Annotated in this window: 10 protein-coding genes, 1 tRNA gene and 1 other annotated feature; of the genes, 8 read left to right on the top strand and 3 right to left on the bottom strand. The window is 55.1% G+C overall.

Annotated elements, in window-relative coordinates; genetic code table 11:
• Window positions 1-201 precede the first annotated feature (201 nt).
• From V3851_RS02990 to V3851_RS02970, 5 genes are all read left to right on the top strand, one after another.
• Complete coding sequence (locus V3851_RS02990; protein WP_331844986.1) at window positions 202-1,095, top strand: ABC transporter permease; 894 nt, start codon at window positions 202-204, stop codon at window positions 1,093-1,095.
• Window positions 1,096-1,107: 12 nt separating this feature from the next.
• On the top strand, window positions 1,108-1,998 hold the full coding sequence (locus V3851_RS02985) for a carbohydrate ABC transporter permease (protein ID WP_331844985.1): 891 nt from the start codon (window positions 1,108-1,110) through the stop codon (window positions 1,996-1,998).
• Between the two features lie 70 nt (window positions 1,999-2,068).
• On the top strand, window positions 2,069-3,766 hold the full coding sequence (locus V3851_RS02980; protein WP_331844984.1) for a type 2 periplasmic-binding domain-containing protein: 1,698 nt from the start codon (window positions 2,069-2,071) through the stop codon (window positions 3,764-3,766).
• A gap of 61 nt (window positions 3,767-3,827) precedes the next feature.
• The gene (locus V3851_RS02975; RefSeq protein ID WP_331844983.1) at window positions 3,828-7,223 is read left to right on the top strand and encodes a response regulator; all 3,396 of its coding nucleotides are present in this window, start codon (window positions 3,828-3,830) and stop codon (window positions 7,221-7,223) included.
• A gap of 10 nt (window positions 7,224-7,233) precedes the next feature.
• Window positions 7,234-10,044, top strand: coding sequence for a sugar-binding domain-containing protein (locus V3851_RS02970; RefSeq protein ID WP_331844982.1), 2,811 nt, complete (start codon window positions 7,234-7,236; stop codon window positions 10,042-10,044).
• An 85-nt stretch (window positions 10,045-10,129) separates the two neighbouring features.
• On the opposite strand, the gene V3851_RS02965 is transcribed toward V3851_RS02970, so the two are convergent.
• Together V3851_RS02965 and V3851_RS02960 are read right to left on the bottom strand one after the other, a co-directional pair.
• A complete protein-coding gene (locus tag V3851_RS02965; RefSeq protein ID WP_331844981.1) occupies window positions 10,130-10,540 on the bottom strand; it encodes a GNAT family N-acetyltransferase in 411 nt (136 codons plus the stop codon).
• Window positions 10,541-10,686: 146 nt separating this feature from the next.
• Window positions 10,687-10,763, bottom strand: a tRNA-Pro gene (locus tag V3851_RS02960).
• Window positions 10,764-10,921: 158 nt separating this feature from the next.
• Window positions 10,922-11,137 (top strand) — a binding site (T-box leader).
• Between the two features lie 85 nt (window positions 11,138-11,222).
• On the opposite strand from V3851_RS02960, the gene leuS reads away from it, so the two are divergent.
• On the top strand, window positions 11,223-13,664 hold the full coding sequence (leuS, locus tag V3851_RS02955; protein WP_331844980.1) for a leucine--tRNA ligase: 2,442 nt from the start codon (window positions 11,223-11,225) through the stop codon (window positions 13,662-13,664).
• On the opposite strand, the gene comER is transcribed toward leuS, so the two are convergent.
• Window positions 13,661-14,518 (bottom strand): late competence protein ComER, encoded by an 858-nt coding sequence (gene comER / locus V3851_RS02950; RefSeq protein WP_331844979.1) that lies wholly within the window; start codon window positions 14,516-14,518, stop codon window positions 13,661-13,663. The genes leuS and comER overlap by 4 nt on opposite strands.
• Window positions 14,519-14,637: 119 nt before the next feature.
• On the opposite strand from comER, the gene V3851_RS02945 reads away from it, so the two are divergent.
• Window positions 14,638-15,237, top strand: a complete 600-nt coding sequence (locus V3851_RS02945; RefSeq protein WP_331844978.1) for a ComEA family DNA-binding protein — start codon at window positions 14,638-14,640, stop codon at window positions 15,235-15,237.
• A gap of 19 nt (window positions 15,238-15,256) precedes the next feature.
• Complete coding sequence (locus V3851_RS02940; RefSeq protein ID WP_331844977.1) at window positions 15,257-15,775, top strand: deoxycytidylate deaminase; 519 nt, start codon at window positions 15,257-15,259, stop codon at window positions 15,773-15,775.
• The last annotated feature ends 75 nt before the right edge of the window (window positions 15,776-15,850 follow it).

Raw genomic sequence — 15,850 nt, 5'->3', positions numbered from 1 at the left:
GCTTTAATGCTCCTTTTTTAATTTTTCACTTCAAAGTATCCCCTGGAAAAAGGATTTGTATACCGGTCCTCGTACCCATTCCCCTCAAAAAAGTAAGCGCTTTAAAAAATCCAATCGGAGCGATAAATAACCAACCGTTGTTATATAGGCGTGCTATGCGCTTCCCTTTATGATGGAGATATCAACAAGGGGGGATGCATATTGTTCGCCAAGTTTTACAAGTATCGCTGGCAATACTTGATGATTCTGCCCGGCGTATTGCTGCTGTTCCTGTTCAACTATATTCCGATGGCGGGGATTCAGGTGGCCTTCCGGGATTTCCAAATCGGAACATCGATCTGGAACAGCCCGTGGATCGGGTTCGACAATTTTTCATTCCTGGAGGACCCCCAATTTTTGACGGTGGTCAAAAATACGCTGTACATCTCGGTGCTCAAATTCATTTTCGGGTTTCCGGCTCCGATTCTGCTGGCGCTGCTGATCAACGAGGTGACCCGGCCGTTATTTAAGCGTTTCGTGCAATCGGTCAGCTATTTGCCGCATTTTTTCTCTTGGATTGTCGTCGCTTATATTTTGCAGTCCTTTTTGACGCTCGACGGCGGCTTGATCAACCAGTTCATCACCAAGGCGGGGGGCGAACCGATCTTCTTTCTCGGCTCGACGGAGTGGTTTAGGCCGATGGTCATTGCCAGCAGCCTGTGGAAAGAGACCGGGTGGAACACGATTCTCTATCTAGCCGCGATCACGACGATCGATCCGCAGCTGTACGAATCCGCCAAGGTGGAGGGGGCCGGGAAGCTCGCGCAAATCCGGCATATCACGATTCCGGGAATTCTTCCGACAGTCTCGATCGTGCTGATCCTGAGCATCCCGAGCCTGATCACGGTCGGCATGGATCAAATTTATCCGCTCATGAATTCGGCCAACCAGCAGGTGGCGGATGTGCTGGATACGTACATTCTCCGCAGCGGTTTGCAGCAAGGCTACTTCGGCATGGCGACGGCCGTGGGCTTGTTGTCCTCGCTGCTCAGCCTGATTTTGGTCGTGTCGACGAATCAGTTTTCCCGAAAAATCAACGGCGAAGGATTATGGTGACGGCCTATGAAAATGAGCAGCGCTGAAAAAATAGCCCAGTATATCATCGTGACGCTTCTGGCCCTGCTGTGTCTGTCCGTACTGTATCCGTTCCTGTATATGCTGGCCATCTCGCTGAACGACGGCGCGGATGCGGCCAAAGGCGGAGTCTATTTATGGCCGCGGAAATTCACACTGATCAATTACGAAATCGTGCTCGGCAATGAGACGATCCGGCATGCCTATCTGATTACGATCCTACGAACGGCGATCGGAACATTTACGGGACTTATTGTAACGCTCATGGTGGCGTTCGGCGTGTCTTACCGGAGGCTGCCGCTCAGAAACGCCATTCTCGGTTATATTCTCGTGACCATGCTGTTTAACGGCGGACTGGTGCCCTTTTATATTCAACTGAACAATTTGGGGCTGATCAATAACTTTTGGGTTTACATTCTGCCGGGCATGTTTTCGGTTTGGAATATGTTCGTCATGCTGAAATTCATTCAGGGAATCCCGGAAGCGCTGGTGGAATCCGCAGAACTGGACGGTGCCGGGCCAATTCGGATTTTGCTGCAGATCATTATTCCGCTATCCAAGCCGATGCTGGCCGCGCTCGGGCTGTTTACCGCCGTCGGTCATTGGAACGATTGGTTCGCCGGCGCCTTCTATGTGACCAAGCAGGATTTGATCCCGGTCCAAACCTTCTTGCAGCAGCTGCTTGCGGCCTCGGACCTGTCGGCCGTACTCGGCTCGAACAACAATCAGGAGGCGCTGGCCAGAAGCGCACAGATGCAAAATATTACACTGATGTCGATCAAAATGGCCGTCGTGATGGTGAGCGCCATTCCGATCCTTTGCGTGTATCCGTTTCTGCAGAAGTATTTTGTGAAAGGAGTCCTAGTGGGCTCGGTGAAAGGCTGATTTTTGGGTACTTTTGCAACAATGACATACAGCTTCTGAAGTACAATAATGGAACAGGGGGAGTTCATCAGTGAAAAGCAAAAAAGTACGTTTGGCGGCCGTTGCTGTCGCGGCCATGCTGGTCTTGGCCACCGGCTGTTCGGGTTCGGGCGGAAATACCGCGGGAAACGCCGGCACAGGCACATCCGACGGAACGGCCGGGAACCTGCAGGCGAGCGGCTCCACGGCATTCAATCTCTGGTTAGGATGGTCGGCGACCATTAACAATGACAGTACGATTCAGAAATATTGGCGGGAAGGGGAACCGGGGATCGATGTCGAGCTGGAAACGAGTCAAGGGGACGCGATGACCGCGCTGAATCTGAAAATCAATACCGGCGGCTTCGAAGACGCGGCGATCTTCGCCCGCAACGAAACCGTAAAGAGTGCCATGAAGCGTTCCAACCAAGTGATGCCGATGGAGCAGTATTTTGACATGCCGGACAAATACCCGGGACTCGCTGCGATACCCAAGGAATATCTGGGGCTCATGAAAGACGAGGACGGTCATATCTGGTCCATTCCGACCTGGTTCGATCAGAATCCGGACGATCCGTGGCCGGGCTGGGCCTCGCAGGGCTGGTTCGTCAGAAGTGATGTGCTGGAGAAGGCGGGCATGACCAAAGAAGATCTGGCTACGATCGAAGGGGTTGAAACTTTCCTTCGCAAAGCCGCGGAGCAAAAGGATGAATCCGGCAAAGCCCTGCTTCCGCTATCTTTCCTGATGGACACAAACGATACGATGGGCTGGAATGACGAGAACTCGATTTTGACCGCTTTCGGGGTGAGTACGGCCGGAAGGGGCGGCGTCGAGAAGCGCGGCGACGATTTTATGTTCGCCTTCGACGATCCCAACTATAAGGCCGCCTATCAATGGATGAATAAAATGTACCGGGAGAAGCTGATCGACCCCGAGGTCGTAACCAGCAAGAAGGAGCAATATAACGAAAAGAACAAAGCCGGACGGGTCGCGATGAATGTGGGCGCGTTCTGGAACATTCCGGCCTCCGTTTGGGAAACGCTGGACGGCCCGACGGAAGCCGGATGGTACTATGAGGTCATTCCGTTCCCTCAAGTACCGGGCGTTGAGAAACTGGGCATCAATCAGGTGACCAATCCGAATCCGGGCTACGATGTGTATATCAGCAAGGATACGAAAAACCTGGAAGCTATTTTGAAATTTTTCGATTATACGCTGCAACCGAACCCCGAGCAGCAGCAGGTCATTAATGAAGGACCGGCCGGACTTTACTGGGATTGGATCGATCAGCCGCTCGGCAAGTGGAAATTCACGGACGAGACTTACAAGGCCAGCCGCAATTCCGGAGACACGGCTCAAAAAGCCAAGGTAACCCCGGAGCTGTATATGACTTCATCCTACAGCAACGAATGGTATCCATGGTGGAATACCGAGGATGCCGGCAAGGCGGGGGCCGCCAAAACGATCCAGTTTACGGAGGCGATCGGTAAAATGGGGACGATCCGCGTTGCCGAGCCGTATGATCTGCTCGAGACCAAGCCGGGTGGACTCTGGGAGAAATATTCGCTGGAGCTCGAGAACATCCGCAAGGAATATCGGGCCAAGCTGCTGATGGCCAAAGACGACGCCCAGTTTGAAGCCGATTGGAATGCGTTCCAGACGGCGCTGGAGAAACGCGGGCACTGGAGTGAAGTGAAGCAGGAATGGTTTGACAGCTATCGGGAAGAAATCGCGGGCGTACAGAACTAGATTTTGCAGGAGCAGCCTCTCTTTTGGGGGTTGCTCCCTTTGCGGTTTTCGGGGAGGACATATGAAGCTGAGACAACGCGTGGAGAGATGGATCATTCGGATCACCCGTTCCATGAACCTGAGAAGCAAGATCGTCCTGTTTTACGGTTTGATCGTGTTCATTCCGACCGTTCTGCTGGCCGTAGGCGCCGGCTATGCGGTGCTGCAGACGGTGCGGGCCAATTATATGCTGACGATCAAGGAGGCGGTCCGCCAGAGCGCACAAAGCATCGAGTTCCGCAAGCAGAGCTATGACCTCCTTGCCACCCGGACGGCGATGGACGGTGAGCTGATTTCCAGATTGTCCAGGGACTACGAGGATGTTGCGGAGCAATTAAGCACGATCAATTATGTGGACCGATCTTTCCTGCTAACAAGCAAATACCTGCCGGGGATCGAGAATTTCCGCATCTACCACGACAACCGGACACTCACGCAGGACGGAGGCCTTCTGTGGAAACCCGAAGAACGGATGCTTTCCGGCCTCCCGGAACGGGTCTGGTATGCCCAGAGGCTGCGTTCCCCGGACACCCTGGTCTGGACCAATGCCGTGGACGACAAGACGAAGCTGGTGGTCTCCCGCAAAATCCTGAATATTTACGGCGATGTTTACGGGATTGTCTATTTGCTGCTGAACTATAACGAGGTATTTGCGGAATCGTTCAACCATCCATTTGACGGGGCCGGCGAAATGTACATTGTTGACGGCAATGGCGTGATCATCGCTTCTTCGAATCCGGCCGAAATCGGCATCCTGCTGTCTTCTTCCTCGCTCTACCCGTATTGGGACAGCCAGGGAGAAACGCGGAAAACGATTCAAGGAATGGCGCTGATCACCGAGGAGATCAAGTCCGGCTGGACCGTCGCCGCGTTAGTGCATCTCGACCGGTTGGAGGAACAATCCAAACGGATTATGTACTATATTGCGCTCGGCATCGCCTTTTTCCTGCTGCTATCCATCTTTCTGATCATGATTGTGCTCAGGAACGTCATTTGGCGGATCCGCAAGCTGGGCATCCGGATGATGGATATTTCCGAGGGATATTTCGAAGCTACCGTGAAAAACCGCGACAATGATGAGCTCGGTGAGCTTGAGGTCATGTTCAATACCATGTCCGGCCGCCTGAGAAAGCTGGTCGAGGAACACACCGAGGCTATCATCAAAGAGCGCGAGCAGTCGTTCAAGGCGCTGCAGGCGCAGATCAATCCCCATTTCATTTACAATTCGCTAAGTTTGCTCCGCTGGCGGGCGCTGGATTTGAAGGATGAGATGCAAATCCGGACCATCGACGCTTTGACGACCTTTTACCGGCTGGCGCTGAGCAATCGGGTTAACGTAACGCGAATCCGTGACGAGCTGGAGCATTTAAAAGCGTACGTGGAAATCCAGCAGCTTCGCTATCCCGGCCGGGTGACCATAGAATGGCAGGTGGAGCCTGAGGTGCTCGATCTGTACACCATCAAGCTGATTCTCCAGCCGATCGTGGAGAATTGCTATTTGCACGGCGGCATTACGACAAGGCCGCATGCGTTCATCCAGATTGCGATCGGGCGCAGCCTTGATGCGGTCCGGTTCCAAATTTTCGACAACGGCAAAGGGATCGAGAGCGGGAAGCTGGAGCGGATCCGCGGAGGCAGCTACACCGGTACGAGAAACGGATTCGGCATGAACAATATCCGCGAACGGCTGGCGCTGTACTTCGGCCCGGAGGGCCGGTTTGAAATCGACAGCATGGAAGACGAATGGACGGTAGTCACCATTCATATCCCCGTTTGCAAAGAGAGTCCCGAAATTAAAAAGGGGGGGATTATGATGCGGGCGTTGATTGTCGACGACGAGCCCATGCAAATCCAGGGGCTGGTTCGTCATATCGGCTGGGAGGCCCTGGGGTACGAACAGCCGCTGACCGCGGAGTCGGGAGAGGAGGCGCTGGCGTTGCTAACCGCCGCTCCGGTGGATGTTCTGATCACGGATGTCTCAATGCCGGGCATGACCGGCATCGAGCTTCTGGCCAGATGCAAAGCGGACTATCCGGAGCTGCAGCATCTGCAAACCGTGATCATCAGCGGTTACGATGAATTTGAATTCGTTCAGGAAGCGATTAATCTCGGGGCCAAAGCATACGTTCTCAAGCCGGTGAAGACCGGAGAGCTGGAAGAGAAGCTGGCTTCGTTCCGGACGGCTGCCGAAAAGAAAAAAGAAATCGAACGGGAAACCGTCAAGCTGAAGGAAAGAGTAACCGAAAGCCGCGAGGTACTGCAGGAACGCTTCGTCAAGGATTTGCTCGAAGGCTGGGTCCACAGTGAAGAGCTCCTGGAATCCTGGCGGCGGCTTCTGGAGCTGCCGCCGGAAGAATGGCGCGCCACGCTGTTCCTGTTCGGCTACGACCACCTTATCCTGCACAGTCCGCACGATGCCAAGGAGCGGATTATGCTCAGCGAGGGGCTGATGAATTGCGTCAAGCTCGGGCTGTCCGGCTTCTCCGGAACCTACATCGGCAAGACGGGCGCGGACGAGGCCGCGGTCATCTTGTTGAACGCGGCTCCGCTCTGCCGGGCCAAGCTGGAGAAGCAGCTCGCTTTGATCCGGGATGTTCTGCAGGAGCAGTATAACGCCTCGGTTACGGTCGGGATCAGCCGAGAGTGCCGATCCTGGTCGGAGATTCCGCTGCTCTACAAGGAAGTCCGACATATGATGGCGAACGCCAGGCTGGACGGTTACGGACAGATCCTCTATTTCGACCGGCACCTGATGCAGGAATATAACGACTTCCGGCTGCGAGAGGAGTACATTCCCGAGATCGTCAAGCTGCTGGATGGAGAAGAGAGCGATAAAGCGGCCGCTTATTTCGACCATGCCTTTGAGCTGATGCTTGCGGAGGAATGTGTCTCCTTTTCCTATGTGCAGGCATTCGGAATGGGTCTCATCAGCGAGCTGGCGCGGAGATTGAAACGGCCCGCGGATACGGACCCGGAAACGAACATTCGGATGTGGCAGCGGCTGATCGACTGCAAAAATGCCGAGGAAGTCAAAAAAGTTGTACAGGAATATTTGTCCGAGTATGCTAATATGAAGCAGAAGGAACAGACTGTGCAGCGGCACAATCTGATCCGGCGTGTCGCACGCCATCTGGAGGAGCATTTACGGGAGAATTTGACGGTGAAGCAGCTCGCCGAGCAGTTTCATCTGAACCCAAGCTATTTGAGCGTCCTCTTCAAGAAAGAGATGGGCCGGACGATCTCCGATTTCGTCCAAGAGGCGCGCATGAACAAGGCCAAGGAGCTGCTCCGCGACCCAAACGTGAAGGTTTACGAGGTGGCCGAGCAGGTGGGATTTCAGACCGCGGCTTATTTTACGTTCCTGTTCAAGAAACTGACCGGCTTAACGCCTCAGGATTTCAGGGACTATCATTATTAGGAGGGATATTTTGCTTACGAAGATCAGCTTGGAGGGCGAATGGAGCCTGCAATTGGATGCGGCGAAACAGGGAGCGGAGCTGCCGTATACGGACGTCATCACGCTTCCCGGCACAACGTCGCACGCCCGGAAGGGACCGGTAAACGAGCATAAATTAGTCGGTGCCCTGACGGATGAGTATCTGTTCGAGGGATACGCCTGGTACGCGAAGGAAGTAGTGATCCCCGAGGAGCTTGCCGGGAAGACCTGTTTCCTTTATCTGGAGCGTACGCGGATGACGACGGTTTGGGTGGACGGTCAAGAGATCGGCAGCCGGAATAGCCTCAACACGGCCCATGTCTACGAACTATCCGGTAAGCTTGGGGCGGGAAGTCACACCATCACCGTCCGGGTCGATAATACCGATTATCCGACCAAAGGCGGTCATTTAACCTCTCCGGATACCCAAACCAACTGGAACGGAATAACCGGCCGTATTGAGCTTCAATTTTACGGCGAATCTTATTTGAACGGCATCCGGCTCGATCCGGATCTCTCCGCACGATCCGTTCGAATTACGGCCCGGTTGGAGGGCGCGGCCGGAGTAAGGCTTACGATATCGGCCGCAAGCTTTAACGGTGCATCGAAACATGAGGTGAATGAACGCGCGTTCACAGTCTCGCCGGGGGATATTTCGCTTCAATATGAGCTGGGCCAAGGGGCGCTGCTCTGGAGCGAAGCCGCGCCGCATCTATATAACCTGAGCATTACCCTGAAGGATGACAAGGGAGAGGTTGCAGACCGGCATGAACTGATCTTCGGCCTGCGGGAATTCAAAACGGACGGCGACAAGTTCACGATCAACGGAGAGAAGACTTTTTTGCGCGGCAAGCATGACGGCCTGATCTTCCCGCTGACCGGGTATGCCCCGACGGACGTGGAGGAATGGCTGAGAATTCTCGGCATCGCCAAATCGTACGGGATCAATCACTACCGCTTCCACACCTGCTGTCCGCCGGAAGCGGCCTTTACCGCCGCCGACATACTCGGCATCTACATGCAGCCGGAGCTGCCGTTCTGGGGAACGATCACGGAGGAAACGGACGAAGGCCATAACCAGGCGGAGCAGGATTACCTGATCAGCGAGGGATACGAGATTTTGAAAGCGTTCGGCAACCACCCGTCCTTCGTGATGATGTCGCTCGGCAATGAGCTGTGGGGCAGCAGACCGAGAATCGACGCCATTTTGAAAGCCTATAAAGAGTTTGACGACAGGCATCTGTATACGCAGGGCTCCAATAACCATCAGTTTATGCCGGAGGTTCTGGAGCATGACGATTTCTTCAGCGGCGTGCGTTTTTCCCGGGACCGTCTGTTCCGTGGCTCCTACGCGATGTGCGACGCTCCGCTCGGTCATGTCCAAACCGATTCGCCAAGCACGATGAAAGATTATGACGACGCGATCGTTCCTCCCGATTTCGGAAAAGGCGGGGAAAACGGCGAGCAGGCCGGAGGTACGATCCAGATTCAATACGGCACGGAAGCCAAAACGGTGCAGGCTGGCGACGGCTCGGGAGAATGGATTCCACAAATTCCGGTCGTCTCCCATGAGATCGGGCAGTACGCCACTTATCCGGATTATGAGGAAATCGAGAAATATACGGGCCCGCTGAAGGCCGAAAATTTCAAAATATTCCGCGAACGGCTGGAAAGCAAAGGGCTAGGCCATCTCGCCGCCAAGTATTTTGAGAGCTCGGGACAGCTGGCGGTAGCCTGCTATAAAGAAGAATTGGAAGCCGCCTTCCGCTCACGCCGCCTTGCCGGGTTCCAGCTATTGGACCTGCAGGATTTCAGCGGTCAGGGAACGGCGCTCGTCGGCATCCTCGACGCCTTTATGGATTCCAAGGGCATGATTACGCCGGAGGAATGGCGAACATTCTGCAACGATGCGGTACTGCTGGCGAGATTTCCGAAGTACAACTACGCTTCCGGCGAAAGCTTCAACGCCCATGTCGAGCTGAGCCTATTCCGGAGCGGGGCGCCCGAATCCGTCTCGCTGCAATGGAAACTGGCCGCGGCCGGAGGCCAAACGCTGGCGGAAGGCCAAGCTGAGGCCGCTGTTCCGGCGGGCGCGAATTATATCGATATCTGCGACCTCGCCGTCGACCTGCCCGCCGTGGAGCGGATGACCAAAGTGGTATTCTCGCTGCAACTCGCGGGAACGGACATTCGTAAGAATTACGATTTGTGGCTTTATCCGTCGAACGTAAGCGCCGATTTCAGCGGTGTCCGGATGTTCGAAGAGCTTACCGACGAGGCGCTTGCGCTGCTGGAACAAGGGGAAAACGTGCTGCTGATGCCGAAGCCGGAGTCGCTCGAAAACGCGATTGAGGGCTTTTACTGTACGGATTTCTGGTGCTATCCGATGTTCCGCTCTATCTCCGAGAGCATGAACCGGCCCGTTCCGGTCGGCACGATGGGGCTGCTGATCGATAACACCCACCCCGTGTTCCGCGACTTCCTGTCCGAAGAATATTCCACCTATCCGTGGTGGAACATCATCGAGAACTCGAAATCGATCATCATGGACGGAACCGCCCGGGAATGGAGTCCGATCGTGCAGACGATCGACAATTTCGAGCGCAACCACAAGCTCGGATTTTTGTTTGAATGCCGCGTGGGCGCAGGCAATTTGCTCGTATGCCCGCTGGACGCGGACAAAGTGAGCGGCACGCCGGAAGGCAGACAGTTCCTGTCCAGCCTGGCGGGCTACATGAAATCGGCGGATTTCAAGCCTCAGTATGAAGCAAGCGCGGCCGAGCTGCGCGAAATGATTCGATAAACCGCCGGTTAAAATGAAACAGCGGTTGGCTAAGATTTGCGAGTCTTAGTCAGCCGCTGTTTTTGTATTGAACGGGAGTATTCTTTTATGCAAGCTGTTTGGTAAGCATAATTTCCAAGGCCTGAGAATCAAGTATTAGACATCCCGAGTCTTTATAACCCAGCTTTCGATAGAAATGTTGAGAGCCCTCATCCGCTTGAGTCGATGTCATTACCATTGTATGACCTTGCCGCTTCATTTCATTCTCCCAAAAATCCACTGTAATTTTTCCAAAACCTTTACTGCGGTAAGGTTCCTCGATCCAAATCATATTCATAAAAGGCGTATTGTCCCAAAAATACCCGTAGCGCATCCAACCGATCTTTTCTCCGTTTTCGTCCTGTAATAAGTAAATTTCTTTTCCCTTGATTTTCGGCAGGATTAATTGTTCGTGGAGATGGCGGTCCTTTTCTCTGACCCATTCGAAGTCCTGTTCGGTTGCGTATGTAATTTTCAACTTTCGGTTCCCCTTTCCATTATATGGAGGATGGCTGAGCTTATTATCCTCTTCTTCACTTCGCATTGGCAAGGGGGAGGATATCTATAATCAATTTCGGACAAAAATAAAAACCCTTGGATTCCAAGGGTTACAATGCGTATGTATGGTCGAGACGACAGGATTTGAACCTGCGACCTCTTGCTCCCGAAGCAAGCGCTCTACCAAGCTGAGCCACGTCTCGATAATCATAAATATGGGGGAAACAATACTTAATTATACTCTTTTCGTCGAAACTGTAAAGAGCGGCACTTTAAAATTTTTGTGAACAGTCCGCAGCAAGCGGCCCCATTGACGAAGCGGGCTCATTTTTATATAATGATTGGTAATTCAAAAGCATATTTGCAAACTTTGATGAGGATTATTAGTTTGGATCCGGCCATGCAGAGAGCCGGCGGTTGGGTGCAAGCCGGTTGGAGGGAACAAACGAACTCGCCTCGGAGTTATGATGCAAACATCATCGTTTTACCTGCGTTAAGGGTATAAAGGGAGCTGAGGACAAAGCATGTCCGACGCTAACTAGGGTGGTACCACGGGAAATTTCCTCTCGTCCCTAGCGATGATACGCTATGGATCGGGAGGTTTTTTATGTTTAAGCAATGCAAGCAATTGAAGAGACGTATTTAGGGAGGATTTTAGCACTATGGCGGACAATAATGTGCCACAAGATGTTTACCGGGCCCAGAGCATTGAGCCGAAATGGCAGGCATTCTGGGAAAAAAATCAAACCTTCAAAACCCGGGAGGATGCGGGCAAGCCGAAATTTTACGCGCTCGACATGTTCCCTTACCCTTCCGGCGCCGGCCTTCATGTAGGCCATCCGGAAGGCTATACGGCGACGGATATCGTATCCCGCTTCAAACGGATGCGCGGCTACAATGTGCTTCACCCGATGGGCTGGGACGCGTTCGGCCTGCCTGCGGAGCAGCACGCTTTGGATACGGGCGAGCACCCTCGCGATATTACGATCAAGAACATCAACAACTTCCGGCGCCAAATCAAGTCGCTTGGTTTCTCGTACGACTGGGACCGCGAGATCAGTACGACCGACCCGGAATATTACAAATGGACCCAATGGATCTTTATTCAACTATATAAGAAAGGGCTCGCTTATGTCGCCGAGGTGCCGGTGAACTGGTGCCCTGCGCTCGGTACGGTGCTGGCGAACGAGGAAGTCATCGACGGCAAGAGCGAACGCGGCGGCCACCCGGTCATCCGCAAGCCGATGCGCCAATGGGTGCTGAAGATTACCGAATATGCCGAACGTTTGCTGGAAGATCTCGAAGATCTCGACTGGTCGGAGAGCATCAAAGATATGCAGCGCAACTGGATCGGCAAATCCGAAGGCGCGGAAGTCGTATTTGCCATCGACGGCCATGACGAAGTGTTGACCGTGTTCACGACCCGTCCGGATACGCTGTTCGGCGCGAGCTATGCGGTGCTTGCACCGGAGCATGAGCTGGTGGCCAAGATTACGACGGACGCCCAGAGCGAAGCGGTCAAGGCCTATCAGGAACAGGCCGCCCGCAAGAGCGATCTGGAACGGACGGACCTGGCCAAGGACAAAACCGGCGTGTTCACGGGCGCTTACGCGGTGAACCCGGTGAACGGCGCGAAGCTGCCGATCTGGATCGCCGATTACGTGCTGGCCGGTTACGGCACCGGCGCGATCATGGCCGTACCGGGCCATGACGAGCGGGACTACGAGTTCGCCAAGCAGTTCGACCTTCCGATTGTCGAGGTCGTCGAGGGCGGCGATCTTGCCAAGGAAGCCTATGCCGGAGACGGGCCGCATGTCAATTCCGATTTCCTGAACGGACTGCGCAATGAGGAAGCGATCAAGAAGATGATCGTCTGGCTCGAAGAGAGCGGCAAGGGCAAAGGCAAAGTCACCTACCGCCTGCGCGACTGGCTGTTCAGCCGCCAGCGCTATTGGGGCGAACCGATCCCGATTCTGCACCTCGAAGACGGCACGATGAAGCCGGTGCCGGAGGATCAATTGCCGCTTGTGCTGCCGGACGTGGACGCGATCAAGCCTTCCGGTACGGGCGAATCGCCGCTCGCCAACGTGACCGAGTGGGTCAACACGACCGACCCGGAAACCGGGCTGCCGGCCCGTCGCGAGACGAACACAATGCCGCAATGGGCGGGAAGCTGCTGGTATTATCTGCGGTACATTGATCCGCACAACGATAAGGAGCTTTGCTCCAAAGAGAAGCAGGAGGAATGGCTGCCGGTCGACCTTTATATCGGCGGAGCGGAACATGCCGTGCTCCACTTGCTTTACGCGCGGTTCTGGCACAAGGTGCTTTACGATCTCGGTGTCGTGTCGACCAAAGAGCCGTTCCACAAGCTGGTCAACCAAGGAATGATCCTCGGAACGAACAACGAGAAGATGAGTAAATCCCGCGGCAATGTCATCAACCCGGACGAAATCGTGAATGAATTCGGCGCGGATACTCTGCGGGTATACGAAATGTTCATGGGCCCATTGGAAGCCACGAAGCCTTGGAGTACGAACGGCGTAGAGGGAGCGCACCGCTTCTTGTCCCGCATCTGGCGCCTTTTCGTCGCCGAGGACGGCAGCCTGAACGCGAAAATCGTCGATCAAAACGGCAGCGACGAGTTCAAACGGACCTGGCATAAGACAATCAAGAAAGTGACGGAGGATTTTGAGGCGCTCCGCTTCAATACCGCCATCAGCCAATTGATGATCTTTATCAATGATGCTTACAAAGCGGATATCGTGCCGAAGGCTGCAGCCGAGAACTTCGTGCAATTGCTGTCCCCGCTGGCGCCGCACTTGGCGGAGGAATTATGGGAACGGCTCGGCCATACGGATACCATCACGTATGAACCGTGGCCGGTTTATGACGAAGCTTGGACTGTGGATGCCGAGGTCGAAATCGTCGTCCAGGTCAACGGTAAAATCGTCGACCGGACGAAGATTTCCAAGGATCTGGACCAAGCGGCCATGCAGGAGCACAGCCTGAGCCTGCCGAACGTCAAGCAGGCGGTGGAAGGCAAGACGATCCGCAAAGTGATCGCCGTTCCCGGCAAGCTGGTCAATATCGTCGTCGGTTAATCCGGTTCGTCATCGGCGGTGCCGTTTAGCAGCCGCCTGCCGAACAAATCGTCCAGCTTGCTCAGGTCTTCGTCGTATTTCCGGTGCGTCGTTTCGATCAGTCCGGCAAACACATGCTCCAGACTGGAATGCAGCACCGCGATTCCCTCGGCGGTAACTCCGCCGGGGACGGCGACGCGGCGCTGCAGCTCTTCCGGCGAGAAGCCGCCTTCCGTCAGCAGCTTGCCGGTGCCGTGCAGCATTTCGGCCCCCAGGACGATCGCCTCCGCCCTTCCGATTCCGGTATGGCGCGCGGCAGCCTCCGCCCACTGCTGGAGGATGAAGGCGATAAACGCCGGACCGCAGCTGGCGATATCGGAAGCGATGCGCGTCTCCGTTTCCCGGATGGCCACGGGGACGCTGATGGAGGACATCAGCTGCTCCAGCAGAAGGCGATCCTCGGGCTGGATGCGGCTGCCGTAGATGCACAGCGATGCCCCGGAGAGAGCCGAGTGCGTAATGCTGGGGATGATTTTGGCGACTTTCGACGGAATCCGTGCTTCCAGCATGCGAATTTGCACGGGGCTGGTGATGGACACGACGATTTGCCGCTCGTCAAGTACCCCGGCCAGCTCTTGAATAACGGCCGGATAGTCGAGCGGCTTCACACATAGAAATACGATTTGGCTCCCGTTCGCGGCTTCGGCATTGCTGCCGGTAACGCGAAGTCCGGGATGCCGTTTTGCCAGCAGCTCCGCCTTTTGCAAGGAGCGGTTGCTGGCGCAGATGAAATGCGGGTGCAGCGCACCGGAACGCAGGAAAGCTTCAATGAGCAAGCTTCCCATGGATCCTGTTCCGATGAAGGCTACTTTCATCCCGGTTCCCCCTTCCGTGCGCAACCTGATTTACGAACAACCTATTTATATGTATGCATCTTGATCGGATCTTCATGACCTAAAGGAAGCAGATTCTTTAAAGATGGGGGCGTTCAAGGTTGAAGAAGGAGTATGTCATCACTTCGGTCGTCTCCGCGGCTATTGGAGCCGGGCTGATGCTGCTCGCGGTCGGCAGCGGCAAACCGGCCGGAATCGAGGGCTGGATTCCGCTGAACGAAAGCGTCGCCGCAGCGATGGCGGAGCAGGGGCAGCCGCAACCGCAGACGGCCGCTCAGGCGGGCGGAACCGGATCCGACGCCAAGACGTCGCCGCAGGCGGATGCCGGCGGTCAAGGCCAGGTATCGGCCGGGATAAATCCGCCGGCAAACGGGAACACCGCCGGGACTGGGGAGGCGGTGACTGCCAGCGGCCCGGGTACGACCGCTGCGGGAACGGCCGGCAATGCCGGGGAGGCTTCGGCCGCCGGCGCGGATGCGGCCGCAAAGCCGCAGCAGACGGACCAAAGCGGGTTGATCAGCATCAACACCGCGGGGATCTCCGAGCTCCAGGAGATTCCCGGGATCGGGGAGAAGAAGGCGCAGGCGATCATCGATTACCGGAATCAGCACGGTCTATTCCGTTCCGTGAACGATCTCACCAAGGTGAAGGGGATCGGCGATAAAATGCTGGAGAAGATGAAGCCTTATATCGGGCTGTAGGACAGGAGGCATGTCTGGGATGAATCAGGATCAACGCAAAGACTGGGATACGTATTTCATGGATATCGCTTATATGGTGTCGACGCGCTCCCGCTGCAGCCGCCGGCATGTCGGCGCCGTGCTGGTCCAGGGCAAGAAGCTGCTCGGCACGGCCTATAACGGCGCCCCTTCGGGCGTTCCGGACTGCTCCGAAGCCGGCTGCATGATCGCCGAGGAATATGAACTGTCCATCGTGGACGGACAGGAAACAATGGTCAAAAAACAGCGCTGCGTCCGCACCATCCATGCCGAGCAGAATTTGCTGCTGTTTACTGACCGGATCGACCGCGAAGGTTCGAGCGTGTACGTGACGGATGAGCCGTGTTGGACCTGCGCCAACATGCTGGCCAACAGCGGGATCACGGAAGTGGTGTACCACCGCCCATATCCGAAGGATACGGCGAAGGTCAAGGCGATGATGGACCAGAAGGGCATCGTCTTCCGGCGTCTTGAATCGTATGAGCCGCCGCGCGAGACGGTCATGGACATCGAGAATTAAAGCCGATTATCAAACATAGCATGCAAAGATGAAGGAAGAACCTCATCCGCTTTTTAAGCAGATGGGGTTCTTTTT

This window comes from Paenibacillus haidiansis (assembly GCF_036553665.1).
In the GTDB taxonomy this organism is placed as follows: Bacteria; Bacillota; Bacilli; order Paenibacillales; family Paenibacillaceae; genus Fontibacillus; species Fontibacillus haidiansis.
This window is presented reverse-complemented; position numbering and strand designations above follow the sequence as displayed.